The organism is Actinomycetospora soli (assembly GCF_021026295.1).
Lineage (GTDB): Bacteria > Actinomycetota > Actinomycetes > Mycobacteriales > Pseudonocardiaceae > Actinomycetospora > Actinomycetospora soli.
Window position 1 is genome coordinate 290,058 of record NZ_JAJNDA010000005.1, and the last position, 26,894, is coordinate 316,951.

27 protein-coding genes are annotated in these 26,894 nt (G+C 73.3%); 7 read left to right on the forward strand and 20 right to left on the reverse strand.

Features of this window, described 5'->3' with window-relative positions; all coding sequences use genetic code 11:
- Positions 1-5: 5 nt before the first annotated feature.
- Positions 6-1,565, reverse strand: coding sequence for an APC family permease (locus LN037_RS10555; protein ID WP_230751888.1), 1,560 nt, complete (start codon positions 1,563-1,565; stop codon positions 6-8).
- Positions 1,562-3,052 (reverse strand): aldehyde dehydrogenase family protein, encoded by a 1,491-nt coding sequence (locus LN037_RS10560; RefSeq protein WP_230751889.1) that lies wholly within the window; start codon positions 3,050-3,052, stop codon positions 1,562-1,564. The genes LN037_RS10555 and LN037_RS10560 overlap by 4 nt, the downstream gene beginning before the upstream one ends.
- Before the next feature lie 134 nt (positions 3,053-3,186).
- Here LN037_RS10560 and LN037_RS10565 point away from each other — a divergent pair, with 134 nt between their 5' ends.
- The 3 genes from LN037_RS10565 to LN037_RS10575 are packed head-to-tail and all read left to right on the forward strand — an operon-like array spanning position 3,187 to position 5,345.
- A complete protein-coding gene (locus LN037_RS10565; protein WP_230751890.1) occupies positions 3,187-3,762 on the forward strand; it encodes a TetR/AcrR family transcriptional regulator in 576 nt (191 codons plus the stop codon).
- A gap of 35 nt (positions 3,763-3,797) precedes the next feature.
- Positions 3,798-4,916 (forward strand): FAD-dependent monooxygenase, encoded by a 1,119-nt coding sequence (locus LN037_RS10570; protein ID WP_230751891.1) that lies wholly within the window; start codon positions 3,798-3,800, stop codon positions 4,914-4,916.
- Positions 4,917-4,952: 36 nt separating this feature from the next.
- Positions 4,953-5,345, forward strand: a complete 393-nt coding sequence (locus LN037_RS10575; protein WP_230751892.1) for a hypothetical protein — start codon at positions 4,953-4,955, stop codon at positions 5,343-5,345.
- Here the strand turns inward: LN037_RS10575 and LN037_RS10580 are convergent.
- The 9 genes from LN037_RS10580 to LN037_RS10620 form a co-directional block, all read right to left on the reverse strand.
- On the reverse strand, positions 5,326-6,273 hold the full coding sequence (locus LN037_RS10580; protein WP_230751893.1) for a DMT family transporter: 948 nt from the start codon (positions 6,271-6,273) through the stop codon (positions 5,326-5,328). The genes LN037_RS10575 and LN037_RS10580 overlap by 20 nt on opposite strands.
- Complete coding sequence (locus LN037_RS10585) at positions 6,236-6,751, reverse strand: class I SAM-dependent methyltransferase (RefSeq protein ID WP_230751894.1); 516 nt, start codon at positions 6,749-6,751, stop codon at positions 6,236-6,238. Before LN037_RS10585 ends, LN037_RS10580 begins: the two co-directional genes overlap by 38 nt.
- A complete protein-coding gene (gene egtD / locus LN037_RS10590; RefSeq protein WP_230751895.1) occupies positions 6,751-7,734 on the reverse strand; it encodes an L-histidine N(alpha)-methyltransferase in 984 nt (327 codons plus the stop codon). The genes LN037_RS10585 and egtD overlap by 1 nt, the downstream gene beginning before the upstream one ends.
- Positions 7,735-7,823: 89 nt before the next feature.
- Positions 7,824-8,582 carry an ergothioneine biosynthesis protein EgtC gene (egtC, locus tag LN037_RS10595; RefSeq protein ID WP_230751896.1) on the reverse strand — a complete coding sequence of 253 codons (759 nt, stop codon included), beginning with the start codon at positions 8,580-8,582 and terminating at the stop codon, positions 7,824-7,826.
- 6 nt (positions 8,583-8,588) lie between these two features.
- Positions 8,589-9,929 carry an ergothioneine biosynthesis protein EgtB gene (gene egtB / locus LN037_RS10600; protein ID WP_230751897.1) on the reverse strand — a complete coding sequence of 447 codons (1,341 nt, stop codon included), beginning with the start codon at positions 9,927-9,929 and terminating at the stop codon, positions 8,589-8,591.
- Positions 9,926-11,302 carry an ergothioneine biosynthesis glutamate--cysteine ligase EgtA gene (gene egtA / locus LN037_RS10605; protein ID WP_230751898.1) on the reverse strand — a complete coding sequence of 459 codons (1,377 nt, stop codon included), beginning with the start codon at positions 11,300-11,302 and terminating at the stop codon, positions 9,926-9,928. Before egtA ends, egtB begins: the two co-directional genes overlap by 4 nt.
- A 159-nt stretch (positions 11,303-11,461) precedes the next feature.
- Positions 11,462-13,309 carry an ABC transporter ATP-binding protein gene (locus LN037_RS10610; RefSeq protein ID WP_372460426.1) on the reverse strand — a complete coding sequence of 616 codons (1,848 nt, stop codon included), beginning with the start codon at positions 13,307-13,309 and terminating at the stop codon, positions 11,462-11,464.
- 266 nt (positions 13,310-13,575) lie between these two features.
- On the reverse strand, positions 13,576-13,788 hold the full coding sequence (locus LN037_RS10615; RefSeq protein WP_026204731.1) for a helix-turn-helix domain-containing protein: 213 nt from the start codon (positions 13,786-13,788) through the stop codon (positions 13,576-13,578).
- Between the two features lie 195 nt (positions 13,789-13,983).
- Positions 13,984-15,606: an ABC-F family ATP-binding cassette domain-containing protein gene (locus LN037_RS10620; RefSeq protein ID WP_230751899.1), complete on the reverse strand. Its 1,623-nt coding sequence runs from the start codon at positions 15,604-15,606 to the stop codon at positions 13,984-13,986.
- Between the two features lie 128 nt (positions 15,607-15,734).
- Between LN037_RS10620 and LN037_RS10625 the strand changes: the two genes are divergently transcribed.
- The 4 genes from LN037_RS10625 to LN037_RS10640 all read left to right on the forward strand — a co-directional run bounded on the left by LN037_RS10625 (position 15,735) and on the right by LN037_RS10640 (position 18,861).
- Positions 15,735-16,118, forward strand: coding sequence for a hypothetical protein (locus LN037_RS10625; protein ID WP_230751900.1), 384 nt, complete (start codon positions 15,735-15,737; stop codon positions 16,116-16,118).
- The gene (locus LN037_RS10630) at positions 16,094-17,332 is read left to right on the forward strand and encodes a lycopene cyclase family protein (protein ID WP_230751901.1); all 1,239 of its coding nucleotides are present in this window, start codon (positions 16,094-16,096) and stop codon (positions 17,330-17,332) included. The genes LN037_RS10625 and LN037_RS10630 overlap by 25 nt, the downstream gene beginning before the upstream one ends.
- A 93-nt stretch (positions 17,333-17,425) precedes the next feature.
- Complete coding sequence (locus LN037_RS10635) at positions 17,426-17,872, forward strand: universal stress protein (RefSeq protein ID WP_230751902.1); 447 nt, start codon at positions 17,426-17,428, stop codon at positions 17,870-17,872.
- Positions 17,869-18,861, forward strand: a complete 993-nt coding sequence (locus LN037_RS10640) for an adenylate/guanylate cyclase domain-containing protein (protein WP_230751903.1) — start codon at positions 17,869-17,871, stop codon at positions 18,859-18,861. The genes LN037_RS10635 and LN037_RS10640 overlap by 4 nt, the downstream gene beginning before the upstream one ends.
- A 73-nt stretch (positions 18,862-18,934) precedes the next feature.
- Here LN037_RS10640 and LN037_RS10645 read toward each other — a convergent pair whose 3' ends face one another.
- From LN037_RS10645 to LN037_RS10685, 9 genes are all read right to left on the reverse strand, one after another.
- A complete protein-coding gene (locus LN037_RS10645; RefSeq protein WP_230751904.1) occupies positions 18,935-19,942 on the reverse strand; it encodes a hypothetical protein in 1,008 nt (335 codons plus the stop codon).
- Complete coding sequence (locus LN037_RS10650) at positions 19,939-20,283, reverse strand: PadR family transcriptional regulator (protein WP_230751905.1); 345 nt, start codon at positions 20,281-20,283, stop codon at positions 19,939-19,941. The genes LN037_RS10645 and LN037_RS10650 overlap by 4 nt, the downstream gene beginning before the upstream one ends.
- Positions 20,284-20,381: 98 nt before the next feature.
- Positions 20,382-20,780, reverse strand: a complete 399-nt coding sequence (locus tag LN037_RS10655) for a metal-sulfur cluster assembly factor (RefSeq protein WP_230751906.1) — start codon at positions 20,778-20,780, stop codon at positions 20,382-20,384.
- Positions 20,777-21,250 carry a Fe-S cluster assembly sulfur transfer protein SufU gene (gene sufU, locus LN037_RS10660; RefSeq protein ID WP_230751907.1) on the reverse strand — a complete coding sequence of 158 codons (474 nt, stop codon included), beginning with the start codon at positions 21,248-21,250 and terminating at the stop codon, positions 20,777-20,779. Before sufU ends, LN037_RS10655 begins: the two co-directional genes overlap by 4 nt.
- Positions 21,251-21,265: 15 nt before the next feature.
- On the reverse strand, positions 21,266-22,573 hold the full coding sequence (locus LN037_RS10665; RefSeq protein WP_230751908.1) for a cysteine desulfurase: 1,308 nt from the start codon (positions 22,571-22,573) through the stop codon (positions 21,266-21,268).
- The gene (gene sufC, locus LN037_RS10670; protein ID WP_230751909.1) at positions 22,570-23,349 is read right to left on the reverse strand and encodes a Fe-S cluster assembly ATPase SufC; all 780 of its coding nucleotides are present in this window, start codon (positions 23,347-23,349) and stop codon (positions 22,570-22,572) included. The genes LN037_RS10665 and sufC overlap by 4 nt, the downstream gene beginning before the upstream one ends.
- Positions 23,350-23,382: 33 nt before the next feature.
- Positions 23,383-24,639: a Fe-S cluster assembly protein SufD gene (gene sufD / locus LN037_RS10675; protein WP_230751910.1), complete on the reverse strand. Its 1,257-nt coding sequence runs from the start codon at positions 24,637-24,639 to the stop codon at positions 23,383-23,385.
- A complete protein-coding gene (sufB, locus tag LN037_RS10680; RefSeq protein WP_230751911.1) occupies positions 24,636-26,069 on the reverse strand; it encodes a Fe-S cluster assembly protein SufB in 1,434 nt (477 codons plus the stop codon). The genes sufD and sufB overlap by 4 nt, the downstream gene beginning before the upstream one ends.
- On the reverse strand, positions 26,066-26,851 hold the full coding sequence (locus LN037_RS10685) for a helix-turn-helix transcriptional regulator (protein ID WP_230751912.1): 786 nt from the start codon (positions 26,849-26,851) through the stop codon (positions 26,066-26,068). Before LN037_RS10685 ends, sufB begins: the two co-directional genes overlap by 4 nt.
- Positions 26,852-26,894 lie beyond the last annotated feature (43 nt).

The window sequence follows — 26,894 nt, forward strand, 5'->3', positions numbered from 1 at the left end:
TGGGATCAGGCCTCCCCGACGGCGGGCGTGGTGGTGTCGGACGTGGCGGGGTCCGCCTCGCGCGCGTGCGCGGCGACGACCCCGGTCTTGTGACGCTGGACGGTCCAGTAGTAGACGAAGCCGACGCCGAGGATCACCCCGGGCAGCAGCACCCCGCCCCACTGCAGGTACCAGTGGAAGGGCTCGGTGGCGTTGTAGACCTCGTTGCGCGGCCACGCGAGGTTCACCGTCATGAACCCGCCCCAGAGCACGGCGAGGACGTTGACCGGCACGCCCCAGCGCCCGAGGGAGAACGCGCCCTCGCGCGGCTCCCACTGCCCGCGCAGGCGCTTGACCAGCAGCGGCACCGTGACCAGCAGGTATGCGGTGTAGATCATGATGATCGCGATCGAGGTGACCACGGTGTAGATCTGCGGGCTGAAGGTCACGAACAGGAGCACGACCGCGATGACCCCGATCGCCACCGAGGCGACGACGGGGGTGCCGAAGCGCGGCGAGATCGTGCACAGCGTCGAGCCGGCGGGCAGGTTGTTGTCCCGGCTCATCGCGAAGGCCAGGCGGATCGCGGCGGCGTGCACGGCGAGGGCGCAGACCACCACGGCGATGACGACCGCGACGAGGATGACCGAGCCGCCGACCGGACCGAGCACGGCGAGGATCAGGGCCTGCAGTCCGCCCAGCGAGCTGAACGCCGGGTCGGCGAGGTCGGGCGCCGACATCAGCGCGAACAGCAGGATGAGCCCGCCGAGCAGGAACGAGAAGAACAGCGCCCGCAGGATCGCCTTCGGGGCGTTGCGGCGCGGGTCGTGGGACTCCTCGGCCAGCGAGGACGCGGTGTCGAACCCGTACATGACGTAGAGCGAGGCAAACATCGCGACGAGGAAGGCGCCGGCGTAGCCGAGCGGGCGGCCCGACGCGTCGATGCCGCCGGTGTCGAACACGATCTGCGGCCCGCGCACGATGTTGATCGCCAGCAGGACGATGAGCAGCACGGCGGCGATGAGCTCGATGAACACACCGGCGGCGTTGATCTGGGCCATGAGCTTCGTGCCGAACGCGTTGACCGCGGTCGTGAACACGATGAGCAGCGCGGCGAGGATGACGCCGTTGAGCGCCTGCGCCCCGGTGTCGTCGTCGCCCGACATGGGGATGAACTGGAATCCCGACCAGAGCTCGGGCAGCGTCGCCTGCAGCGCGAGCGCGACGGCGGCGATCGAGACGATCGAGGCCGTGAGCATGGTCCAGCCGGCGAGCCACGCGGTGTGCGGGCTGGAGAGACGCTTGGTCCAGTTGTAGATCGAGCCCGCCACCGGGAACCGCGCCGCCAGCTCGCAGAAGCACAGGGCGACCATCAGCTGGCCGACGAACACCAGCGGCCACGACCACCAGTACGCCGGCCCGCCGGAGCCCAGCCCGAAGTAGAAGAGCTGGAACGTCCCGGTGAGGATCGAGATGTAGCTGATCCCCGCCGCGAACGTGTGGAAGCTGCCGAGCGAGCGGACGAGGCTGGGTTTGTAGCCGAACTCGGTGATGTCCGAGCTGTCCTGGTCGTTGGTCGCGCTCACGAACCACTCCCGGGTGTGGAGGAGGGGAACCACCCGGTCGGCCCTGGCCGGGTGTTGGTCCAGATGTGCTTGGTCTCCTGGTACTCCGCGAAGCCGGCGCGGCCCAGCTCGCGCCCGACGCCGGAGTGGCCGAACCCGCCCCACTCCGCGGCCGGCACGTACGGGCCGAAGTCGTTGATCCACACCGTGCCGTGGCGCAGCCGCCCCGCGACCTCCTCGCAGACCCCGTGGTCGGCGGAGAACACCGCGCCCGCGAGGCCGTACTCGGTGTCGTTGGCGATGCGGACGGCGTCGTCGAGGTCGGTGAAGGTCTCGACGGTCAGGACCGGCCCGAACGACTCGTCGTGGACCACCGACATGTCCTGGGTGCAGCGGTCGAGGATCGTGGGCGGGTAGTAGAAGCCGTCCGCGAGGCGCTCGTCGGTGGGCCGTGCGCCGCCGCAGCGCAGCACCGCGCCCTCCTCCACGCCGCGGGCCACGTAGGCCTCGACCTTCTCGCGGTGCGCGGCCGAGATGAGGGGGCCGGTCTCGGTGCCGGGGTCGTCGGGTCCGCCGAGCACGATGCGCTGCGCGCGCTCGACGAGGTCGTCGACGATGCGGTCGTGGGCGGACTCCTCGACCACGAGCCGGGCGCCCGCGGAGCACACCTGCCCGGAGTGCAGGAAGATCCCCGTGAGGATGTTGTCGACGGCCGTCTCGTGGTCGGCGTCGGCGAAGCAGACGAACGGGTTCTTGCCGCCCAGCTCGAGCGCCACCTTCTTCACGGTGGCGGCGGCGTTGGCCATGATCGTGCGGCCGGTGGCGAGGCCGCCGGTGAAGCTGACCATGTCGATGCGGGGGTCGGTCGAGAGCGGGCCGCCCGCGGTCGCGCCCGCGCCGAGCACGAGGTTGGCCACGCCGTCGGGCAGGCCGGCCTCGGCGAGCAGCTCCATGAGGATGATCGAGGTGTGCGGGGTGAGTTCGCTCGGCTTGAGCACGAACGTGCATCCCGCGCCCACGGCCGGTGCGACCTTCCAGGCGGTCTGCAGCAGCGGGTAGTTCCACGGCGTGATCAGCCCGCACACCCCGACGGGCTCGTGGACGACCTTGCTGCGCGCGGTCGGCACGCCGGTCTCCACCAGCCGCCCGTCGTCGCTGGCGGCGAGGTGCCCGAACCACCGGAAGCAGTTCGTGATGTCGTCCATGTCGATCTCGGACTCGACGATCCGCTTGCCGGTGTCGAGCGTCTCGGCCCGGGCGAGCCGGTCCTTGTCGCGCTGGAGCAGGTCGGCGACGCGCAGCAGGAGCGCACCGCGCTCGGCGGGCGGGACGGTGGACCAGCGGCCGTCGTCGAAGGCCGCCCGGGCGACGCCGACGGCACGCTCGGTGTCCTGCGCGGTCGCCTCGCTCACCTCGCCGACGAGGCGTCCGTCCGCCGGGCAACGGATCTCCCGGGTGCCGCCCTCCGCGGCGTCGGTCCACGTCCCGTCGATGAAGAGCTGGCCCACGGTCCTCCTGTCGCGATCGATGTGCGGTCGACGTGTGGTCGGGCCCGAACGTAGCGCCGTCGTGTACGTCTGTACAGACAGGTGACCGCCGGTAGGATCTCCGGGACGGCACGGCGACGGAGAGCGATCGACGGATGGCGGAAGCACCCAGGGGCACCCGGGCCCGCCCGCGCGCCGACCCCCGCCGTCGGGAACGCATCGCCCGGGCTGCCATCTCCGTGGTGGCCGAGCGCGGCGTCGACGGCCTGACCCACCGGGCCGTGGCCGCCGCCGCGGACGTGCCCCTCGGCTCGACCACCTACCACTTCCAGACCCTCGACGACCTGCTGCAGGAGGCCCTGCGCCACGCCGCCGACGACAACATCGGGGCGATCCGGGCGTGGGAGGAGCAGCTCGCGCCGGACGTCGGGTTCGCCGACGCGATGACCGACCTCGTCATGGGCTACGTCGGGGCGCGGACGAGCACCGTCGTCGAGTACGACCTCTACGTCGCGGCCCTGCACCGCCCCGCGCTGCGCCCGGTGGGCGCGGCCTGGGACGCCGCGCTCGTCGAGGTGTTCGGCCGCCGGACCGACCCCGTCACCGGGCGGGTCCTGGCGGGCCTGTTCTGCGGCCTGCTGATGCAGGTCGCGATGGCCGAACCGCCTCCCGGGCGCGACGAGATCCGCGGGGTGTTCGGCCGCGCGATCGACGGGCCGACCGCCGCCTGAGATTCGGACCCCGCGCGGGCGGGGACGTCCCCCGGGTGCGCAGCGCGGTGGTGGTCGGCGGCGGGATCGGTGGGCTGGCGGCCGCGCGGGGCCTGCTCCTCGCCGGTTGGGACGTCGAGGTGCGGGAACGGCTGGCCGACGACGCGCCGGGCGACGGGAGCGCGAGCCGGCTCGGCGGCGGGATCTCGATCTGGCCGAACGCCCTGCGGGCCCTCGACGTGCTCGGACTCGGCGACGCGGTGCGCGACGAGGGTCTCGTGCAGGCCGCGGGCGGCATCCGCGACCGGCGCGGACGCTGGATCGTGCGCACCGACCAGCGCCGGATGATCGAGCGCCACGGGGACGGGATCACCGTGCTCCCCCGCGCCCGGCTGCTCGCGATCCTCCGCGACGCGCTCCCGCCCGACGTCGTGCGAACCGGCGCGCCGGTCGTGCGGCCCGGCGTGATCGACGCCGACCTCGTCGTCGGCGCCGACGGCATCGGATCCGTGGTGCGGCGGCTGGTCGCGCCGCACTCTCGCCCGCGCTCGACGGGCACCGTGGCCTGGCGCCTCGCCGCGCACGTCCCGGACCCGCCGGCCGAGGGCGGTGAGACCTGGGCCGACGGCTGCTACGCCGGGGTGGCCCCGCTGCGCGACGGTCGCGTCAACCTCTGGGCGGTCGTGCGCGAGGACGAGCCGGCCGCCCGCGACCTCGACGCGCTGCGCCGTCGCCTCGCCGACCTCCACGAGCCGATCCCCGGCCTGCTCGCCGCGGCGGACCCGGGGTCGGCGCACGTCGCGGGTCTGTCGTGGCTGCCGCCGCTGCCCCGCTTCGTGCGCGGTCGGCACCTGCTCCTCGGGGACGCGGCGCACGCGATGACCCCCAATCTCGGTCAGGGCGGGTGCCTCGCGCTCGAGGACGCCGCGGTGCTGTCGCGCTGCGCGGACGACCCGGCGCGCTACGACCGCCTCCGCCGGCCGCGCACGGCGCGCCTCACCCGTCGCGCCCGGCTGGCCGGTCTCGTCGCGGGTCTGTCCGGGGCGTTCCCGACGGCGGGCCGGGACGCCGTGGGCCGGCTGGTCCCGGGCGCGGTGGCGGTGCGGGCCCTCGACGGGGTGCTCGGCTGGATGCCGCCGGGCGTGTCCGCCACTCGGTCGCCGGGCGCGGGGTAGCACGGATTAGGCTGCCGCCCTCACCCGGGGAGGATCATGTTGGGCACGAGGTGGAGCCGGGCGGCGGGAGCGCTGCTCGGGGCATCGGTCGTCCTGGTCGGTGCGGTCGCGTGCTCGTCCGCGCCGCCGCCACCACCGGCGCGGCAGTACACCGTTCAGTTCTCGGTGACCGGGACCGGCGGCGGGCAGGCCTTCGGCCGCTACGTGATGGTCGGTGAGCTGGGCTCCAACCAGCAGGTCAACTTCAGCGGCCTGCCGTACGAGCTGACGCTGACGGTGCCCTACGACCCGTCGCCGAAGCTGCAGGCGGGCGTGGTCGGCGTTCCGCCGGGGTCGCGGCTGTCGTGCCGCATCCAGGTGGACGGGCAGACGGTCGCCGCGCAGACGATCACGGTGCCCGGCCAGGACGTCATCTGCCGGGCGCCCTGACCCCGACCGCCGCCACCACCGGTCGCCGCGACCGTTCGCGCAGCCCGAGCGCGGTCACCGACACCGCGACGACGACGAGCCCGACCACCTGCGTCGCCGTGAGCGTGCCGCCGAGCAGCGTCACGCCGAGGACGGTGGCGGTGACCGGGAAGGCGAGCTCGGCGAGGGTGGCCCGCGCCGCCGGCGTGCGGCGCAGCCCCGGGTAGTAGAGGGCCAGTCCGAGCAGGCCCGGTACGAGGGCCAGCGCCACCAGCGGCGGGAGCTGTCCGGCCGTCACCGCGATCGGGCCGCCGTCGACGAGCAGCACCACGAGCGCCGCCGGCAGTCCGATCGCGAAGCGCAGCACCGTGATCTCCCACGGCGAGGCGGCCGAGGCGGCGCCCACGTACCGGCCGAGCACGGTGCCCGCCGCCCACAGCACGGCCGCGGCCGCGGCGAGCAGGGCGGCGGTCAGGGCGCGGACCCCGACGTCGAGCGGGTCGGCGAACGCGAGCAGCCACGCCCCGATCAGGGCCGGCACCGCGTACGCCCAGTACCCGCGGCGCAGGCGCTCGCCGAGCAGCCAGGCGGCGCCGAGCGCGGCGACGAGGGGCTGGATCTTCTGCAGCACCAGCGGGGTGATCGGGTCGCCCAGCATCAGGGCCAGCGTGAACAGCACGGTCGCCAGGGCGGAGGAGCCGGCCCCGATCACCACCATCGCGGCCCGGGCGCGCGGGTGCATCGCGCGGAACGCCCGCCACGCGCGGGGCAGCCAGGGCAGGAGCACCACGACGATGATCAGGTGTTCCCAGAACACGATGCTCGACGCGGGCAGCGCGCCGGCCAGCGGGGTGCGCAGGAGCGCGTCGGTGCCCCAGAGCGCCGCGCCGAGCGCGACCAGCCAGGTCAGGTCACCGGAGCCGCGCCACCAGGTGGGCCTCACCGTCACCCTCCTCGTCGACGAGCACGTCGAGGTGTCCGAACGCCGCCCGCAGCTCGCCGGGGGCGGCCCGGAATCGTCCGCCGGTGTCGCCGACCGTCGACAGCACCGTCACCACCAACACCCCACCGGGCCGCAGCACTCCCGCGAGCGCCGGGTGGAGCGCCGGGTCACGGAAGCGCTGGCAGACGACGACGTCGTACGGGCCGCCGACCGGGAGCCCCGCGTCGAGGTCGGCCTCGATCCAGCGCACCGACACCCCCTCGGCGTCGGCGAGCTCGCGGCCGAGCGCGAGCCCGGCCGGGGCGGCGTCGACCGCGTCGACGGTGAGGCCGCGCGCGGCGAGCCACACCGCCACCGTCCCGCGCCCACAGGCGACGTCGAGCGCCGCACCCGTCGTCGGGAGGAGGTCCTCCCGACCGACGAGCACCGACGGCGGCCCGGGGCGCCCGACCCCGGACGCCGCGAAACGGTCGTTCCAGTCCACTACCGGCGGCGCGCCAGGGTCAGCCCGAAGCGCTCCCCGGGGTCGGGCAGCCACGCGACCGCGTCGAACCCGGCCGCGTCGAGCTCGGCGGCGATGCCCGCCCGCGTGAACTTGGTGGAGATCTCGGTGCGCATCTCCTCGCCGGCGGCGAACTCGACGGTCAGGTCCAGCGCCGGGACCCGGACCGTCATGTCACGGCGGGCGCGGACCCGCATCTCGATGCGGCTCGACTGCGGCACCCACGCGGCGACGTAGTCGAAGCCGTCGAGGTCGAAGTCGGCGCCCAGCACGCGGTTGAGCACCGTGAGCGCGTTGAGCTCGAAGGCGGCGGTGACGCCGGCGCGGTCGTCGTAGGCGGCGACCAGCGTGTCCTCGTCCTTGACCAGGTCGGTCCCGACGAGGAAGTGCTCACCACTGGTGAGCGTCTCGGAGAGCGCGGTGAGGAAGGCGCGGCGGTCGTCGGGCTCGAAGTTGCCGATGGTGCCGCCGAGCAGCACCACGAGCCGACGGCCGACCGCGGGGATGCTGCGCAGGTCGGCGATGAAGTCGCCGACGACCCCGTGCACGTCGAGTTCGGGGTAGCCCGCGACCAGCGCCGGCACGGCGTCCTCGAGCGCGGCGGCCGAGACGTCCACCGGGACGTAGTGGCGCAGGAGCCCGGTCCGCGACATCGCGTCGAGGAGCAGGGTGCTCTTCGTCGACGAGCCCGACCCGAGCTCGACGAACGTGTCGGCCCCGGCCGTGCGGGCGATCTCGTCGGCGTGCGCCGCGAGGGCCTCGCGCTCGGCGACGAAGGGGTAGTACTCGGGCTGCGCGGTGATCTGCTCGAACAGCTCCGACCCACGGGCGTCGTAGAGCCACTGCGGACGCAGGACCTTCGGCGTCGAGGTCAGCCCGCGGTGCGCGTCGGCGCGCAGCGCGGCGTCGGCGTCCGCCTCGGTGAGGTGGACGTCGACGGTCGGGAGAGTGCCATGCGTGCTCACGGCGGGGGTTCACGTCCGATCGGTCACGGCCCACCGCGGTGGAGGGCCTGGTTCACGGCATCGGGAATCAGGGCGGGACGGGCGGGTCGCTACAGGGCGGAGACCTCGACCGTCGCGGTGTCGCGGACAACGAGCAGGCGCTGGTCCTCGACCGGGGTCCAGTCCCCCGCGTCGAGCGGTTCGGAGGCGACGGTGACGCCGTCGGCATCGGACCGCCACGACAGGGCGTGGTCCACCGCGGTGGCGACCAGCACCGGTTCCCCGGCCGGACCCGTCGTCAGGAGCAGCAGGTTGAGCCGGGAGCCCGGCGCCGCGGCGAGCGCGCGGGTCACGACGTCGGCGACCGCGTCGGCCGGGTCCTTGCCGGCGTGGAGGCGGCGGCGGACCAGTGCCCAGAGCACCGCCGAGTCGGTCGGGGCCTCCAGCGTCATGAGCGTCTCGGGGTCGAGCTCGGCGGCGAGGTCGCGCAGCGAGCCGGGCCAGCCGCGGACGACGCCGTTGTGGCTGAACACGCGGGTGCCGTCGCGGAACGGGGCGCAGGCGCCGGTGGACACGGGCATCCCGACCGTCGCCGAGCGCACGGCGGCCACGAACGCCGTCGAGGACACGGCGGTCGCGAGGTCGAGGAACGAGGCGTCGGTCCACATCGGCACCGGCTGCCGGTAGGAGTGCGCGGTGTTCGCGTCCGCGCCGTACCAGCCGACCCCGAAGCCGTCGGCGTTCACCGTCCCGCCCCCGCGCATGTCGGCGGGGGCGTAGGACTGGACGAGCAGCGAGTGCGGCGGCTCGGTCACCCGTGAGGCGAGGGTGACCGGGCGCGGGCCCACGTGGCCCAGATGTCGGCACATCGCGGGTCAGGCCTCGGCCGACCGCGCCAGGCGGAACCCCGAGAAGATCTGGCGCCGGATCGGCAGGTCCCAGTTCCGGAAGGTCGTGCGCGCGTTGATCGAGCCCACGCCGAACGACGAGCCGCGCAACATCCTGAAGTCCCCGCCGAAGAACACCTCGGAGTACTCCTTGTACGGGAACGGGGCGAAGCCGGGGTACCCCTCGAAGCCCGAGTCCAGCCACTCCCACACGTCGCCGACGAGCTGGTGCACCCCGAGCGGCGAGGCGCCCTTCGGGTACGCACCGACGGGGGCCGGCTGCAGGTGGCGCTGGTCGAGGTTCGCGTGCTCGGGCGTCGGGTCGTCGTCGCCCCACGGGAAGCGCCGGGTCTCCCCCGTCGCCGGGTCGAACCGGGCGGCGTACTCCCACTCGACCTCGGTGGGCAGGCGTCGCCCGGCCCAGCGCGCGTAGGCGTCGGCCTCGTGGAAGCAGACGTGCACCACCGGCTGGTCGGCCACGTCGGCGATCGCCTGCCGCTCGCCGAAGCTCGTCCGCTGCCAGGCGCCGTCGACCCGTTCCCAGGTCATCGGGGCGGACCAGCCCTCGGCGGTGATGTGCTCCCAGCCCGCGTCCGACCACAGCTCGCGCCGGGTGTAGCCGCCGTCGTCGACGAAGCGGGCGTACTCGCCGTTGGTGACCGGCGCCGCGCCGAGGTGGAAGGGCTCGACGTCGACCGGGTGCGCCGGCCGCTCGTTGTCCAGGGCGTAGACGTCGGGTCCGGTCGCGTCGACGCCCATGGTGAACCGGCCGCCCGGGTGGAACACCTCGGTGCCGACCAGCTCCCGGGCCAGCTCCGAGGCGGGCGGCGGCGGGGCGTGCAGCGCCTGCGGCCCGACCCGCAGCTGGTGCGTGGCGAGCATCGTCTCCACGTGCTGCTGCTCGTGCTGGGCGATCATCCCGTAGACGAAGCCGTCCTCGAGCAGGGCGCGTCCGTCGGGGCCGGCCTCGTCGAGGATCTCCAACGTCCGCTCGCGCACCGTCGCCCCGTAGGCCCGGGCCTCGACGGGGTCGAGCAGCGGCAGCTGCGGACGGCCTGCGCGGGGGTTGGTGAAGGCGTCGTAGAGGTGGTCGATGTCCTCGCGGACCCCGGGGCCCACGGCGTCCCCGGGCGTGGCCCGCCGGACCAGCCAGAAGTCCTCCATGTTCGCGATGTGCGCGACGTCCCAGTGCAGGGGCGACATCAGCGGCGAGTGCTGGCGGGTCAGCTCGACGTCGTCCACGGCGTCGGTCAGCGCCTGGGTGCGGCGCCGGGCCGTGGCGAGCTCCTGGGCCAGTCGGATACGGAGCTCGTCGGGAAAGCGGGTCATGCGGGATCGCCTCCGGGCAGGACCGGTTCGTCCGGGTCGCGCGGGTACGGGTACGGGTTCTCGACGGCGGGTCCGAGCTCGCCCTCGCCGGGCTCGACGGTGGCGTCGTCGGCGGGGCAGCGACCGCGCAGCGTGCGGCGCTCGGCCACGTCGCCGACCAGGGCCGCGAGCTCGGGGTCGGTGTCGCGCAGGCCGCCGACGGCGAGCTCGGCCACGCGCGCGGCGGAGCGCCGGAGCTCGGCGTCGTCGAGCCCGTGGCGGGCCGCGGCGACCCAGCGGTGGGCGACCGGCGCGACGGCGTCGCGCGCCCGGTCGAGCGTGGTCGGGTCGGCGAGGAGCCCGGTGATGACCGCGAGCGGGACCGCCCACTCGCCGCCGGGCTGCTGGTCGACGTAGCGGACCTCGACGTGCCCGTGCGGGCGGACCGGCGGGAACAGCGTCGTCAGGTGGTAATCCAGGTCGTCCCAGGTGGGCGCGACGTCGAGGCCACCACGGCCGTCGATCCAGTCACCGAAGGTGACGGCCGGCGGCGCGTTCCAGTGACCGTGGCGCCGCACGCACAGCAGCTGCGTGCCGAGGGCGCGGTCGGCCCACTCGACGGCGGGGTCGTCGCCCAGGCCGACCGGGGGACGCGTGCGCTCGGGGTCCAGCGAGAGCCACGCGGCCATGCGGGCGGACTTCCAGCCCGTGCGCCGGCCGTGCGCGGCGGGCGAGTTGGCGAACATCCCGACCAGCGTCGGGCCGATCTCGTGCAGCGCCTGCCAGCGCGCGGCGACCTGCGCGCCCTCCCCCGCGTCGAGGCAGAGCTGGACCGCCGAGGTGGAGCACATCATGGTGCGGCCGTGCGGGCCGACGCGGTCGAAGGCCGCCTCCATGGCGGCGTAGCGCGGGACGCGCAGGATGCGGCGCGGCGGGCGGAGCGGGTCGGCCGCGCGGTCGACGAGGGTGAGGCCCTCGGTGGCGAGGCGCTCGCGGATCACGGCGGCGTCGGTCTGCACCGCTGCAACCAGCGTGGACAGGTTCTCCAGGGGCGGTGAGGCGATCTCGACCTGGCCGCCGGGCTCGACGGTGACGGTGCTCCCGGCGGGGAGCGGTTCCGGAGCGGAGGGGGCCAGGGAGGACGGCGGGGCGCCGGTGACGGTGGGGACGGAGGTGCGCAGCGTGTTCGGGGCATGGGGCCCGAGCACCCGCAGCAGCTGGGCGGGGTCGACCTCGTCGGCGGGGCGCCAGGCGGAGCGCACGAGCCACTCCAGTTCGGCGCCGAGCAGTCGGGGCGGGCCGTGCTTGAAGCAGACGGACGCGACGTACGCCGCGGCGGCGGCCCGGTCGGGCACCGGTGCGGCCGGATCGAGGTCGATCGCGGGAGCAGCCATGTCGTCTCACTCCCCTCGGTGCTCGAAGGTGATCCACCTGTGCCCCACGGGTCCCGTGAGGCACGGCGAACGACGCTACACGCGGGTTCCGGCCGCTGCAGGGGTACGAACGCCGGTGTTCGGCGTATCACGTACCCCCGACGACATCACCCTCGGTGATCACGCCGCCCCGGCGAACTGGGTGTGGTGCAGGTCCGCGTAGCGCCCGGCGCGGGCGAGGAGCACGTCGTGCGAACCCTGCTCGACGACCCGACCGTCCTCCACCACGGCGATGGTGTCGGCGCTGCGGATCGTGGAGAGCCGGTGCGCGATCACGATCGCGGTGCGTCCGACCAGCGCCTCCGTGAGCGCCTCCTGGACCGCCACCTCGGACTCGGAGTCCAGGTGGGCCGTGGCCTCGTCGAGGATGACCACCCGCGGCGCCGCCAGCAGCAGGCGCGCGATCGTCAGCCGCTGGCGCTCGCCACCGGAGAGCCGGTAGCCGCGCTCGCCGACCACGGTCTGCAACCCGTCGGGCAGGTCGGCCAGCAGGGAGCCGAGCCGGGCCCGCCGCAGGGCGGTGACCAGTTCCGCATCGGTGGCCTCGGGCTTCGCGTAGCGGAGGTTCCCGGCGATGGTGTCGTGGAAGAGGTGGCCGTCCTGGGTGACCACGCCGATCGCGCCGCGCAGGTCGGCGAAGCTCGCGTCCCGGATGTCCGTCCACGCCCCGGGGCGGCCCACCTCCACCGCGCCGGAGTCCACGTCGTAGAGCCGCGGCACCAGCGACGCGATCGTCGACTTCCCGGCACCCGATGGTCCGACGAGGGCGAGCATGTGCCCCGGCGCCACCTCGAGGTCGACGCCGTGGAGCACCTCGTGGTTCTCGGTGTGCTCCAGGGTGGCGACCTCCTCCAGGCTCGCCAGCGAGATCGTCGACGCGTCGGGGTAGGTGAAGCGCACGTCGCGCAGGCGCACCCCGAGCGGGGTCGCCGGCAGCGGGGTGGGGTCGGGTCGCTCGGTCAGCGAGGGCTTCAGGTCCAGCACCTCGAACACCCGCTCGAAGCTCACGAGCGCGCTCATGACGTCCACCCGCGCGTTCGCGAGCTGGGTCAGCGGGCCGTAGAGGCGGGTCAGCAGCAGGGCGAGGCTCACCACGGTGCCGGCCTCGATGCGCCCGGTGAACGCGAGCCAGCCGCCGACGCCGTAGACCATCGCCTGCGCGAGGGCGCTGACCAGCGTCAGGCTCGTCATGAAGACGCGGTTGGCCATCGCGGTGCGGACGCCGATCGCGCGGACCCGGTCGGCGCGGTCGCCGAACTCCTCGGCCTCGGCCTGCGGGCGTCCGAAGAGCTTGACCAGGGTGGCACCGCCCGCGGAGAACCGCTCGGTCATCTGGCCGGTCATCGCGGCGTTGAGGTTCGCCGACTCCCGCTGCAGCGCGGCGATGGTGCGGCCCATGCGCCGCGCCGGGAGGATGAAGATCGGCAGGAGCACGAGGGCGAGCAGCGTGATCTGCCACGCGAGCGTGATCATCACGGCGACGGTCAGCACCAGTTGGATCACGTTGGTCACCAGACCCGAGAGGGTCGAGGTGAAGGCCCGCTGCGCGCCGATGACGTCGTTGTTCAGACGGCTGACGAGCGAGCCGGTGCGGGTACGGGTGAAGAAGGCGACCGGCATCGACTGCACGTGGCCGAACACGGCGCGGCGCAGGTCGTAGATCAGGCCCTCGCCGATGCGCGAGCTCATCCAGCGCTCGGCGAGCCCGAGGAGGGCGTCGGCGACCGCGAGACCGGCGATGGCGACCGCGATCCAGACGACCGTGGCGAGGCCGGTGCGGTTGACGATCGCGTCGACCACGCGCCCCGCCAGCACCGGGACGCCGACCGCGATCACGGCGGAGACCGTGGTGAGCGCCAGGAAGGCGAAGAGCATCCGGTGGTGCCGCGAAGCGAACCGCCAGATCCGCGGCAGGGTCCCCTTCGGCACCGACCGCGGCAGCTTGTCGCCCTGCGACATCGACATCATCAACATCCAGGCGTTCTCCACGCCGCTCTCCCCACCTCGCTCGGACCTGGCCCCGAGCGTGCGACCTCGACCATGGTCGAGGTCAAGCGGACGTCCCGGCGGCCGCGGCGGGTGGTGGTCCGCCGGTCCGGCCCCCGATTATCCGCGGGAGGGCGTACCGATGCGCGGACACCGGACCGGTGTTCGCGCAGAGCGTCGTGCGTGGCGTCGCGGACCCGAACCGCCCGCTGCTGGACGGACCCGGGAGACGCCGCGACGAGGAGTCGTCAGGAGGTCTTCTTGGTGCGGGTGGCGCCGCCGCGCCCCCGCAGGGTGACCCCGGACTCGGAGAGCACCCGGTGCACGAAGCCGTACGAACGGCCCGTGGACTCCGCGAGCGAGCGGATGCTCGCCCCCTTCTCGTACTTCTTCTTGAGGTCCGTCGCGAGCTTGTCCCGCTGGTCGCCCGTGATGCGGGCGCCCTTCTTCAGGTCGGCCATGGTTCATCCACCCCTCTCCCGGACGGTGCCCGGTCGACCCATGATGATCGCCGGAGGCGGTGTGCGCCACGGCACAATCCACATGATCGGTGAGCGGTTGGGCCGATCGGAGCGGGATCGCCTCCGCAGGGACCAATGACCATCGTTCCTGCTCAGCAAGGCTGTTCGACGCTCAACCGCGTCGGGCGCCCCGGATCAGGCGAGTTCGACGAGCTCCAGGTGCTCGACGTTGAAGTGGTCCTCGGTGCCGTCCGGGAGCAGGATGACCCGTTCCGGCTCGAGCGCCTCGACCGCGCCGGGATCGTGCGTCACGAGCACGACGGCGCCCTCGTAGTGGCGTAGCGCGTCGAGCACCTTCTCCCGCGAGGCAGGGTCGAGGTTGTTCGTCGGCTCGTCGAGGAGCAGCACGTTCGCGGCGCTGGAGACCAGGCCGGCCAGGGCCAGCCGGGTGCGCTCGCCGCCGGAGAGGGTGCCCGCGGGCTGGTCGAGCTGCTCGCCGGTGAACTGGAACGCGCCGAGCAGCGTCCGCAGCTGCTGCTCGGGGGTGTCCGGCGCGGCGGACCGGGCGTTCTGCCACACCGTGCGGTCCATGTCGAGCGTGTCGTGCTCCTGGGCGAAGTAGCCCGTGCGCAGCCCGTGCCCGGGCGTCACACCCCCGGTGTCGGGGCTCTCCACGCCCGCCATGATCCGCAGCAGCGTCGTCTTCCCCGCGCCGTTCAGCCCGAGGATGACCACCCGGGAGCCGCGGTCCACGGCCAGGTCGACGCCGGTGAAGACCTCGAGCGAGCCGTAGCTCTTCGACAGCCCGGAGGCGGTGAGCGGCGTCCGTCCGCAGGGCTGGGGCGTGGGGAACCGGATCGCGGCGACCCGGTCGGCCACGCGCTCCTCGTCGAGGTTGGCCAGCAGCGCGTCCGCGCGGCGCTGCATCTGCTTGGCGGCGACCGCCTTCGTGGCCTTCGCGCCCATCTTCGCGGCCTGGGCCGAGAGGGCGGAGGCCTTCTTCTCGGCGTTCGCGCGCTCCCGCTTGCGCCGGGCCTCGTCGTCAGCCCGGGCCTGCAGGTAGTTCTTCCAGTTCATGTTGTAGACGTCGAGCTCGCCGCGGGTCGCGTCGAGGAACCAGACCTTGTTGACCACGTCCGCGAGCAGGTCGGTGTCGTGGCTGATCACGACGACGCCACCGTCGTAGGCCTTGAGGAAGGTCCGCAGCCAGGAGATGGAGTCGGCGTCGAGGTGGTTGGTCGGCTCGTCCAGCAGCAGGGTGGTACCGGAGTTGCCGCCGTCGCCGGAGGCCGCGAAGAGGATGCGGGCGAGCTCGACCCGGCGCCGCTGGCCGCCGGAGAGGGTCTCCAGCGGCTGGGCGAGCACGCGGTCGGGCAGTCCGAGGTTCGAGCAGATGCGGCCGGCCTCGCTCTCCGCGGAGTAGCCGCCCAGGTCGCTGAAGCGCTCCTCCAGGCGGCCGAAGCGCGCGATGGCCCGGTCCCGCTCGGCGTCGTCGGCCAGCTCGGCCATCGCCGTCTGGACCTTCTCCATGTCACGCAGGATCTGGTCGAGGCCGCGGGCGGAGAGCACGCGGTCGCGGGCGAGCACCGAGAGGTCGCCCTCGCGGGGGTCCTGCGGCAGGTAGCCGACGGGCCCGGTGGAGCGGATCGTGCCGCCGTACGGCTCCGACTCCCCGGCGATGGCCCGCAGCGAGGTGGTCTTCCCGGCGCCGTTGCGGCCGACGAACGCGATGCGGTCCCCCGGCTGCACGCGCAGGGTCACCCCGGCGAGCAGGACGCGGGAGCCGGCACGCAGCTCGAGGTCGGACGCGGTGATCACAGGGGTCCAGTGTAGGCGAGGCGTTGCGCCCGATCCCCCGGCCGGTGAGGATCCGCCGCCGCGAGTGACGACCACGACAGCGCCCCGGTCGTAGGGCTGCTTCACACCGGCCCCGGATAATGGTGCGTATGGGCCTGTTCAACTGGTTTCGCCGCTCGGGGTCGTCCGGCCTCGGAGCCGACGGCCGACGCCAGGTCCTCGACCGCGAGGGCGGCCCGGCCGACCTGGAGCACCTGCGTGCCTTCGCGGCGAGCCGCACCGGCGTGGAGTTCTTCGTCGAGCCGGAGACCACGGCGACCGACACCACCGTCGTGGCCGTGGCCAAGGACGGCGAGTGGACCCGTCGTCGGGTGGGCACGCCGCGGGCGGCCGAGCGGCTCGCGCGCCGGTGCAAGGTGCCGGTCTACGACGTGCAGGTGACCGGTTACCCCCAGGCCATGCGGGACTGGAACGCGCGGGCGAAGGCCGATCGCGAAAGACTCGCCGCGTGGGAGCGGGAGATCAACGACTGACCGGACGCGGGGCCGACGTCCTCGTCGCCGGAGGCGGTCCGGCGGGGTGGTCGGCCGCCCGGGCGTGCGCCCGGCGGGGGCTCGCGGTGACGCTGGTCGACCCGCACCCGGACCGGCGCTGGCGGCACACCTACGGCGCGTGGGCCGACGAGGTCCCGACGACGGGTCCCGACGCGCTGCCCGGTGCCGTCGTTGCCACCTCGGGGCCCGGCTTCGCCATCGCCCGGCGCACCCACCCCCTCGCCGGCTGCTACGCCGTGCTGGACACCGGCGCCCTGCAGGACGCGCTGCGCGAGCCGGACGTGACGGTGCACCGCGGGCGGGTCCTCGGCCTCGAGGACGGGGCGGCCGTCCTGGACGGCGGCGCCCGCCTCCCCGCGGGCCTGGTCCTCGACGCCAGCGGTGCCGCCCAGGTGCTCTCCCGGTCCCGACGACGGGTGCCGCGGCCGGCCGAGCAGACGGCGGTCGGCGTGGTGGTGCCCTCCGCGGTCGCCGCACGGGTGACCGGGGGCCGGTTGGTCTTCATGGACTGGCGCCCGCTGCACGGCTGCCCGGGCTGGCCGACCTTCCTCTACGCCATCCCGCTCGGCGGCGACGACTGGCTGCTCGAGGAGACCTCGCTGGCCCGGCGGCCCGGCCTCCCGCTGCCCGAGCTCGCCACCCGGCTGCGTCGTCGCCTGGTCGCCTGTGGGCTGGGCGCGGACGAGATCCCGCTCGACGACCGCACCCGTGTCGAGCACGTCCGCTTCGCGGTGGACACGCCGACCCACCGCTCCCCCGCCGGGGTGGTCCCGCTCGGGGCCGCGGCGTCCCTGGTGCACCCGGCCACCGGCTACTCGCTGACACGCTCGCTCGAGGTCGCCACTCGACTGGCGGAGGTGCTCGTCGCTCGACCCGACCATGCAGGGTGGGTCGACGCGGCCGGTCGAGCGGTGCGCCCGACCGCGGGCCGGGTCGTCCACGCCATGCGGCGGCGCGGCCTCGACGTGCTGCTCCGGATGCCGCCGGCCGAGGTCCCGGAGTTCTTCGAGCGCTTCTTCAGCCTTCCCGCGACGGCCCAGCGCGGGTACCTCGGGGCGCACGACGACGTCGGCGGCTCGGTCCGCGCGATGCTCTCGGTGTTCGCGCACCTCTCGCCGCGCCTGCGTCGTCACCTGATCGCCGGATCACTTCTGGGTGCCGGACGCGATCGAACCGGTGAGGACGGGTACTAGTCCGTCCGAACGGAGTACCGCGTGACCATTCGCGGCTCTCGCTCGTTTCGTGGACGGGCGGGATGAGACCGCCAGAAATCGGAGCAGACCACCATGGGCGCCTATCAGCTCGTCGCCGTCGGCACGGACGGATCCGACTCCTCCTACCGCGCGGTGGACCGCGCGGCCACCGTCGCCGCGGACTCCGGGGCCACCCTGCTGATCATCAGCGCGTACCACCCCGCCAAGAACACCGGGGAGGCCGAGCGGGCCCTTGGTGAGGACGCCGCGTACCACGTCGTCGGGTCCACCCCGGCCGAGGAGGCGCTGCGCACCGCGAAGGAGCGCGCGTCCGCCAAGGGCGTCGGCGAGGTCGAGACGGTGGCCAAGGAGGGCGACCCGATCGAGGTCGTCACGTCCGTCGTCACCGACCGCAAGGCCGACCTGCTCGTCATCGGCAACCGTGGTCTGAACAGCCTCTCCGGCCGCCTGCTCGGCTCGGTGCCCCAGGGCATCTCGCGCAAGGCGCCGACCGACGTGCTCATCGTCCACACCACGTGAGCGATCCCTCCTGGGCCGACGCGCGCCGGGAGGTCGAGGACTTCCTGATCGGCGGTGACCGCACGCTGCGGCGTGCGGACGTCGCCGACCGGGCGGGCGTCCCGCTCGAGCAGACCGGCCGCCTGTGGAGCGCGCTGGGCTTCCCGCGGGTGCCCGACGACGTCGAGGCCTTCGCCGAGTCTGACCTCGACGCCCTGGGATACGTCGAGGACCTGCTCGCGCAGGACGCGTTCGACGAGGCCGAGGCGCTGGCGATCGCCCGGACCCTCGGCCAGAGCATGGCTCGCCTCGCGGAGTGGCAGGCGAACCTGCTGCGCCGGGTGATCGCCGAACGCCGGTCGGCCGACGACCCGGCGGCGGTCGTCGAGTCGGTGCGCTCGCTCGTGCCGCTGATCGAGAAGCTGCAGGCCTACACCTGGCGTCGGCACCTGCTCGTGACCGCCGGCCGGATGATGTCCGCCCTCGCCTCCGAGGAGGGTGAGGACGACGGGCGGCGCGCCACCGCCGCGGTCGGGTTCGCCGACATCGTCGGCTTCACCTCGCTCTCCCGCCGCATCGACAGCGACGAACTGCGGGCGCTGCTCGAGCGCTTCGAGGGCGTGTCCAACGACGTCGTCTCCCGCTTCGGCGGGCGCATCGTGAAGACCCTCGGCGACGAGGTCCTGTTCGTCTGCAGCGACGTGTCGTCCGCGTGCATGATCGCGTTCGCGCTGCACGAGGAGGTCCCCGATCCCGACGACCGCCTCGCCCTGCGCGTCGGTCTCGCGTACGGCGACGTCCTCCCCCGCTACGGCGACGTGTACGGCCCGACGGTGAACATCGCGAGCCGGCTGACCTCGCACGCCCGCCCGGGCACGACCCTGCTCGACGACGAGATGACCGACGCCGTCCGCGCGGCCGACCTCGACGTCGAGCTCCGTTCGGTTCCGCCGTTGCACGTGCGCGGCTACAAGCACCTCAAGCCGCACGTGGTCCGCCGTTCGTCCTGAGCGCCCCTCGGGTGCAAGCAATGCGTCATTGCTTGCACCCAGTGCCAGGAACGCCACATCGTCAGCGGCAGGCTCAGCCTGCCGCGACCCGTCGTCGGGACGACTCGCCGGCGAGGTGCGCCGGCGCGCGTCGTCCGGTGGACGCGACCCACGCCAGGGCCGCCAGCGCCGCGGCCGCGAGGGCGAGGAGCACGTTGCCGGCGATCCCGTCCGGGCCGCCCGTCCGGTCGGGGGTGCCGGGCAAGGGGCCCGCGAGCACCGCGGTCAGGGCGAGGACGAACACCGTCGCGGCCCAGGCCGGGTCGAGGCACCGCGCTGCGAGGATGACGAAGACCGCCGCGAGCGCCACGGCGACCGCGGTGGTCGGCCACAGCGTGCCGTCACCCCACACGAGCATCGCGCCGCTCACCGCGGACAGCGGGCCCGCGGCGTACAACGCGACGACCGTGGCCGCCGAGACGGCCGCCCGACGTCGGGCCGCGGGTGCGGGGGCCTCGCGTCCGACCAGGGCGAGGGCGCCGAGCGCGAGCACGGGCAACAGCGCGGCCCGGACGTCGCTGCGGGCCAGGGCCACCTCGAGGAATGCCGAGTCCCGCGACAGGAGCGGGCCGAGCCCTGCGCTGAGGTCGAGCGCGGCGGTGACCAGACCGAGCACGAGGGCTGCCCGGCGAGAGCCGCAGAGGAGCAGGAGCAGCACGACGATCCACGCGACCCGGTAGAGGCCGACGGAGGCGAGCAGTTCGTAGGCGTCCCACCCGGACCCGGTCTCGCGGAGCCGGCCGGACGGGTCCATCTGCCACCCCCGGCCCGCGTCGTCGAGACGGACCTGCAGGGCCGAGACCGTGGAGAGCGCCGCACCGGCCGCCAGCGCGGTGACGGCGGCGAGTGCGACGAACCAGAGGGTCGTCGTCGAGGGCCGCCCCGCCCGACCGAGCCGGGTCGACACGGCGAGGCGCAGGGTCGCCGCGACCTCGCCGGGGCCGACCCGGGCCCCGGTCGCGCGGTGCACCTCGACCATCTCGTCGGCGTAGCGCTCCTGGTACCAGGTCGGCAGGACCCGGAGCAGACGTCGGTAGCTCATGCGCTCGCCTCCCCCGCCCGCGCCACGACGCCGGTGCGGCGCAGGGCCGCGTCGGCCTGCCGGGAACGACGCTTCGCCTCGGCCACCAGTCGGGCCATGCCGCTGTCGGTGATCCGGTAGTAGCGCCGCGCGCGGCCCTGGTGGGTCTCCTCGCGGTCGGGCTCGACGAGCCCGTCGGCGCAGAGCCGGTCCAGCGCGCCGTAGAGCGTGCCGACCTTGAGCGTCACCTCGCCGTCGGAGAGGGCGAGCGTCGACTGCACGATGCCGTAGCCGTGCAGCGGCTCGGCCGCGAGCGCCGTGAGGATCAGGAACGTCTGTTCCGAGAGGGATCTCCGTGCCATGGGGCGATATATATCGCATGACGAGCTATGAGCGCCAGTCCACCGGACGCACGAAGGCCCCGCCGGTGGGACCGGCGGGGCCTTCGGGATCGTCCGGGTCAGACGGTGAAGCCGAGCGCCCTCAGCTGCTCGCGACCGTCGTCGGTGATCTTGTCCGGACCCCACGGCGGCATCCAGACCCAGTTGATGCGCACGTCGTCGACGAGGCCCCCGCCCGGACCCTTGGTGAGGGCGGCGCGGGACTGGTCCTCGATGACGTCGGTCAGCGGGCACGCGGCCGACGTGAGCGTCAGGTCGAGCGTGGCCACCGTGCCGGCGTCCTCGTGGTGCACGTCGATGCCGTACAGCAGGCCGAGGTCCACGACGTTGATCCCGAGCTCGGGGTCGACCACGTCGCGCATGGCCTCCTCGAGGTCGTCGATCGACGGGGTCTCGGCCTTCGCGGCCGTCGCGGGCATGCCCTCGGCACCGCGGGTGGGTTCGGTCGTCTCCGTCATCGCTGTCCCTCCAGCTCGGGGGCGTTCTCGTCAGCCTGGGCCACCGCGTCCTTGAACGCCAACCAGCCGAGCAGCGCGCACTTCACGCGCGCCGGGTAGGCGGCCACGCCCGCGAAGGCGACGGCGTCGTCCAGCACGTCCTCGTCGGCCTCGACCTTGCCGCGGCCCTGCACCATCTCCTGGTAGGCCGCGAGCACCTCGAACGCCTCGCCGACGGTCCGCCCGACGACGAGGTCGTAGGCCACCGAGGTGGCCGCCTGGCTGATGGAGCAGCCGAGCGAGTCGTAGGACAGGTCCACGACCTTCGCGTCGGCGCCCGAGCCCTCCAGGTGCACCCGCACGGTGACCTCGTCACCGCAGGTCGGGTTCACGTGGTGGACCTCGGCCTCGTAGGGCTCGCGCAGCCCGCGACCGTGCGGGTTCTTGTAGTGGTCCAGGATGATCTCCTGGTACATGGACTCCAGCTTCACGGCGGGAACCTCCTCCTAGAGGGAAACGCCGTCGCGGGCGAAAAAGTCCTGGGCCCGGCGCACGCCGTCGACCAACGCCTGCACCTCGTCGAGGGTGTTGTAGACGTAGAAGCTCGCGCGGATCGAGCTCTGCACGCCGAACGCCCGGTGCAGCGGCCACGCGCAGTGGTGGCCGACGCGGACCGCGATCCCGGAGTCGTCGAGCACCTGCGAGGCGTCGTGCGGGTGCACGCCGTCGATCTCGAACGACACCGCTCCCCCGCGCGACTCCAGGTTGCGCGGACCGATGATCGTCACGCCGTCGACGGCCTGCAGGCCCTCGAGCGCCGCGGCGGTCAGCGTGTTCTCGTGGGCGTGCACGTTCTCCATGCCCAGCGCGTTCAGGTAGTCCACGGCCGCACCGAGGCCGACGGCCTGCGAGGTCATCGGCACGCCGGCCTCGAACCGGGCCGGCGGGGCGGCGTAGGTCGAGCGCTCCGTGCGGACGAGCTCGATCATCGAGCCACCGGTCAGGAACGGCGGGAGCGCCTCGAGCAGCTCGCGGCGGCCGTAGAGCACGCCGATCCCCGACGGTCCGAGCATCTTGTGTCCGGAGAACGCGGCGAAGTCGACGCCGAGCGCGTGCACGTCGACCGGGGCGTGCGGCACCGACTGGCAGGCGTCGAGGACGGTGTACGCCCCGACCGCCTTGGCCATCGCGACGATCTGCTCCACCGGCGTGACCGTGCCGAGCACGTTCGACTGGTGGGTGAACGCAACGATCTTCGTGCGCTCGGTGATCACCGACGGGTCGAGGTCGAGCCGGCCGTCGGCGGTGACGCCGAACCAGCGCAGCGTCGCCCCGGTGCGGCGACAGAACTCCTGCCACGGCACGAGGTTCGCGTGGTGCTCCATCTCGGTGACGACGACCTCGTCCCCGGGGCCCACGCGGAAGCGCTCCGCCTTCGGGTCGTCGGACGTCAGCGCGTTCGACATCCCGTAGGCCACGAGGTTGAGCGCCTCGGTCGCGTTCTTGGTGAACACGACCTCGCCGTCGTCCGCCCCGATGAACGCCGCGATGCGCTCGCGGGCGGACTCGTAGGCGTCGGTGGCCTCCTCGGAGAGCGCGTGCGCGCCACGGTGGACCGCGGCGTTCGACGTCTCCAGGAAGTGCCGCTCGGCGTCGAGGACCTGGCGCGGGCGCTGCGAGGTGGCGCCCGAGTCCAGGTAGATCAGCGGCTTCCCGTCCCGGACGGTGCGGCTCAGGATGGGGAAGTCCGCGCGGATCTTCTCGACATCCAGGGTCGCACCCGTCGTGGTGGGGACGGATGCGAGCGAGGTCATGCCGGCTGCCCCTCCTTCTCCGCGGCGGCGCTGGTGAAGCGCTCGTAGCCGTTCGCCTCGAGCTCCTCGGCGAGCTCGGGCCCGCCGGACTCGGCGACGCGCCCGTTCACGAAGACGTGGACGCGGTCCGGCGCGATGTAGCGCAGGATCCGGGTGTAGTGCGTGATGAGCAGGACGCCCACGTCGGACTGCGCCTTGTAGTCGTTCACGCCCTTGGAGACGACGCGCAGGGCGTCGACGTCGAGGCCGGAGTCGGTCTCGTCGAGAACCGCGAACTTGGGCTTGAGCAGCGAGAGCTGCAGCACCTCGTGGCGCTTCTTCTCACCGCCGGAGAAGCCCTCGTTGACGCTGCGCTCGGCGAACGCCGGGTCGATCTCGAGGTCGGTCATCGCCGACTTCACTTCCTTGACCCAGTGGCGCACCTTCGGCGCCTCGCCACGGACGGCCGTGGCCGCGGAGCGCAGGAAGTTCGACATCGAGACGCCGGGCACCTCGACCGGGTACTGCATGGCGAGGAACAGGCCCGCACGGGCGCGCTCGTCGACCTCCATCTCCAGGACGTTCTCGCCGTCGAGGAGCACCTCGCCGCGGGTCACCGTGTACTTCGGGTGGCCGGCGATGGAGTAGGCCAGGGTCGACTTGCCGGAGCCGTTCGGACCCATGATCGCGTGGGTCTCGTTCGAGTTCACCGTCAGGTCGACGCCGCGCAGGATCTCCTTGGGACCCGACTCGGTCTCGACCTCGACGTGCAGGTCGCGGATCTCGAGGGTGGACATCAATCCTCTTTCAGTACGTAACCGTGGTGGTGGTCAGACGCCGACGGCCTCGAGCTCGGCCTCGATGGCCGCCTCGAGCCGGTCGCGCAGGGCGGGCACGCGGACCTTGGCGATGACCTCGCCGAAGAAGCCGCGGACGACGAGCCGACGGGCCTGGGCCTCGGGGATCCCGCGGGCCATCAGGTAGAACAGCTGCTCGTCGTCGAACCGGCCGGTGGCCGACGCGTGACCGGCGCCGGCGATCTCGCCGGTCTCGATCTCGAGGTTCGGCACCGAGTCGGCCCGCGCGTTGTCGGTGAGGAGCAGGTTCCGGTTCAGCTCGTAGCTGTCGGTGCCCTCGGCCTCCTTGCGGATGAGGACGTCGCCGACCCACACCGTGTGCGCGGCCTTGTCGCCCTCGGCGCCCTGCAGCGCGCCCTTGTACATCACGCGCGAGCGGCAGTGGGTGGCCGTGTGGTCCACCAGCAGGCGCTGCTCGAGGTGCTGCCCGCCGTCGGCGAAGTACAGGCCGTCGAGCTCGGCGTCGCCGCCGGGCGCGCGGTAGTTCACCGTCGGCGAGAGCCGCACGAGGTCGCCGCCGAGAGTGACCGAGGTGTGCCGGATCGTCGCGTCGCGGCCCACCGACAGGTGCTGCGCGCCGACGAAGACGGCGTCGTCCGCCCAGTCGTGGACCTCGACGACCAGCAGCTTGGCGCCGTCGCCGACCACGAGCTCGAGGTTGGCGGCCACCGTGCCGGAGCCGCGGTGGTCGACGACGACCACGGCCTCGGCCTGGTGCTCCAGGCGCAACTGCAGGTGCGCGTACGCGGTCTTCCCGAAGCCGGGTCCCTCGACCTGCACGGTCAGCGGCTCGTCGTCCGAGCGCGGCTGGTCGACGGTGACCACGGTCGCCGTCGGGAAGGCGGACCAGGCCTGCGCGGCGACGCGGTCGGCGGGGATGCCGCCCTCGCCGATCCGCGCGTCGTCGCGCCCGACGTGCTCGACCCGGACGCCCCCGAGGTCGTCGGAGGCCGAGTCGCCGAAGCCGGAGCGGACCGTGACGGCGACCTCGCCGTCGGCGGCCGCCCCGTCGTGCAGGCCGTTGAGGCGCCGCAGCGGCGTGAACCGCCACTGCTCCTCACGGCCGCGCGGGACCTCGAAGGCCTCGACGTCGTAGGAGGTGAACCGCTCCTCCCACGGCGCGATCTTCGGCGACGAGGCGGTCTTGATGCCCGGGTCCACGTCGAGGACCGGGGCCCCGGGGGCGGTCGTCGAACCGCCCCCGGTCGAAGCGACAGGTGTGTCGGTCATCCGACAGCGCCCTCCATCTGCAGCTCGATCAGGCGGTTGAGCTCGAGCGCGTACTCCATGGGCAGCTCGCGCGCGATGGGCTCGACGAACCCGCGCACGATCATCGCCATGGCCTCGTCCTCGGTGAGGCCGCGGGACATCAGGTAGAAGAGCTGGTCCTCGCTGACCTTCGAGACGGTCGCCTCGTGGCCCATCGTCACGTCGTCCTCGCGGACGTCGACGTAGGGATAGGTGTCCGAGCGGCTGATCGTGTCGACCAGCAGCGCGTCGCACTTCACCGTCGACCGCGAGTGGTGCGCCCCCTTGTTCACGCGGACCAGGCCGCGGTAGGAGGTCCGACCGCCGCCGCGCGCCACCGACTTCGAGATGATCGTCGACGACGTGTGCGGGGCCAGGTGCACCATCTTGGCGCCGGCGTCCTGGTGCTGACCCTCGCCGGAGAACGCCACCGAGAGCACCTCGCCCTTGGCGTGCGGGCCGGTCAGCCAGACGGCCGGGTACTTCATCGTCACCTTGGAGCCGATGTTGCCGTCGACCCACTCCATGGTCGCGCCCTCTTCGGCCTTGGCGCGCTTGGTGACCAGGTTGTAGACGTTGTTCGACCAGTTCTGGATGGTCGTGTAGCGGCAGCGGCCGCCCTTCTTCACGACGATCTCGACGACCGCGGAGTGCAGCGAGTCGCTCGAGTAGATCGGCGCCGTGCAGCCCTCGACGTAGTGGACGTAGGCGTCCTCGTCGACGATGATCAGCGTCCGCTCGAACTGGCCCATGTTCTCGGTGTTGATCCGGAAGTAGGCCTGCAGCGGGATGTCGACGTGGACACCCTTCGGCACGTAGATGAACGAGCCGCCGGACCAGACCGCCGAGTTCAGCGCGGAGAACTTGTTGTCGCCGGCCGGGATCACCGAGCCGAAGTACTCCTCGAACAGCTCCGGGTGCTCACGCAGCCCGGTGTCGGTGTCCATGAAGATGACACCCTGCTGCTCCAGGTCCTCGCGGATCTGGTGGTAGACGACCTCGGACTCGTACTGCGCCGCGACACCGGCCACCAGACGGGCCTTCTCGGCCTCCGGGATGCCGAGCTTGTCGTAGGTCGACTTGATGTCGTCGGGCAGGTCCTCCCAGCTCTGGGCCTGCTTCTCCGTGGAGCGCACGAAGTACTTGATGTTGTCGAAGTCGATGCCCGACAGGTCGGAACCCCACTGCGGCATCGGCTTCTTGTCGAACATGCCGAGCGCCTTCAGGCGCAGCTGGAGCATCCAGTCCGGCTCGCTCTTCTTGGCCGAGATGTCGCGGACGACCGCCTCGTTGAGACCACGCTGGGCGCTGGCGCCCGCGTCGTCGCTGTCGTGCCAGCCGAACTGGTAGCTGCCCAGGGAGGCGAGGGTCTCCTCCTGGGTCAGCGTCTCCTTCTCCGGCGCGGTGGTCATACGACCTGCCTTCCCTGGTTCTCGGGTGCTCCGCCGGTGGTGGTGGCGGCGGAGGAGGACTCCGTGGAGTCACCGGTGCCCGTGCGCTGGTCGCGCTGGGCCGGCACGTGGGTGGTGCACGCGGCGTCGCCGCGCGCGATCGTGGCCAGCCGTTGCACGTGGGTGCCCAGCAGCTCGGCGAAGACCTCGGCCTCCGCCTCGCAGAGCTGGGGGAACTCGGCCGCGACGTCCGCGACCGGGCAGTGGTGCTGGCACAGCTGCTCGCCCGCACCGCTCGTGGTGGCGCCGCGGCTGGTGGCCGCGTACCCCTCGGCGGTCAGGGCCCCGGCCAGCCGCCGGGCCCTGTCGGCCCGGTCGGCACCGGACTCGATGTGCTCGCGGTGCGCGCCGACCATGGCCAGCGCGCGGTCGCGGGCGAACGCGCGGACCGCGTCCTCCCCGGCCGCGTCGCCGAGGCGGCGCAGCGCGGCGACCGCGAGGTCGGCCGGACCGTGCTCGCCGCGACCGGCGCGGGCACGTCCCGACGTGGTGAGCAGGAACTGACGGGCCGGGCGTCCCCGCTTGCCGGAGGCGGGGGCGTCCCGGGTGGAGACGGTGCCCTCGGCGCACAGGGCGTCGAGGTGGCGCCGGACCCCCGGGCCCGAGAGCTGCAACTGGTCGGCGAGCGTCGCGGCGGTCGTCGGTCCGCGCTCGAGGAGGAGGCGGACCACCGCGTCCCGCGTACGCCCGTCGGCGGCGGAGCGAGCGTGTGCCGGGTGCACGTCGTGCGCGCCCTGGCTCATCTCCCACCTCCGATCGATCGACTCCGGCAGATCATGACACATC

Coding starts and splice junctions, on each gene's coding strand:
- LN037_RS10645 (WP_230751904.1), bottom strand. CDS start 19,942: ATGAGCTACCGACGTCTGCTCCGGGTCCTGCCGACCTGGTACCAGGAG.
- LN037_RS10625 (WP_230751900.1), top strand. CDS start 15,735: ATGGGCCTGTTCAACTGGTTTCGCCGCTCGGGGTCGTCCGGCCTCGGA.
- sufB (WP_230751911.1), bottom strand. CDS start 26,069: ATGACCACCGCGCCGGAGAAGGAGACGCTGACCCAGGAGGAGACCCTC.
- LN037_RS10615 (WP_026204731.1), bottom strand. CDS start 13,788: ATGGCCGACCTGAAGAAGGGCGCCCGCATCACGGGCGACCAGCGGGAC.
- sufC (WP_230751909.1), bottom strand. CDS start 23,349: ATGTCCACCCTCGAGATCCGCGACCTGCACGTCGAGGTCGAGACCGAG.
- LN037_RS10575 (WP_230751892.1), top strand. CDS start 4,953: ATGTTGGGCACGAGGTGGAGCCGGGCGGCGGGAGCGCTGCTCGGGGCA.
- LN037_RS10665 (WP_230751908.1), bottom strand. CDS start 22,573: ATGACCTCGCTCGCATCCGTCCCCACCACGACGGGTGCGACCCTGGAT.
- LN037_RS10685 (WP_230751912.1), bottom strand. CDS start 26,851: ATGAGCCAGGGCGCGCACGACGTGCACCCGGCACACGCTCGCTCCGCC.
- LN037_RS10650 (WP_230751905.1), bottom strand. CDS start 20,283: ATGGCACGGAGATCCCTCTCGGAACAGACGTTCCTGATCCTCACGGCG.
- LN037_RS10610 (WP_372460426.1), bottom strand. CDS start 13,309: ATGATGTCGATGTCGCAGGGCGACAAGCTGCCGCGGTCGGTGCCGAAG.
- egtB (WP_230751897.1), bottom strand. CDS start 9,929: ATGACCCGCTTTCCCGACGAGCTCCGTATCCGACTGGCCCAGGAGCTC.
- LN037_RS10635 (WP_230751902.1), top strand. CDS start 17,426: ATGGGCGCCTATCAGCTCGTCGCCGTCGGCACGGACGGATCCGACTCC.
- egtC (WP_230751896.1), bottom strand. CDS start 8,582: ATGTGCCGACATCTGGGCCACGTGGGCCCGCGCCCGGTCACCCTCGCC.
- sufD (WP_230751910.1), bottom strand. CDS start 24,639: ATGACCGACACACCTGTCGCTTCGACCGGGGGCGGTTCGACGACCGCC.
- egtA (WP_230751898.1), bottom strand. CDS start 11,302: ATGGCTGCTCCCGCGATCGACCTCGATCCGGCCGCACCGGTGCCCGAC.
- LN037_RS10565 (WP_230751890.1), top strand. CDS start 3,187: ATGGCGGAAGCACCCAGGGGCACCCGGGCCCGCCCGCGCGCCGACCCC.
- LN037_RS10655 (WP_230751906.1), bottom strand. CDS start 20,780: ATGACGGAGACGACCGAACCCACCCGCGGTGCCGAGGGCATGCCCGCG.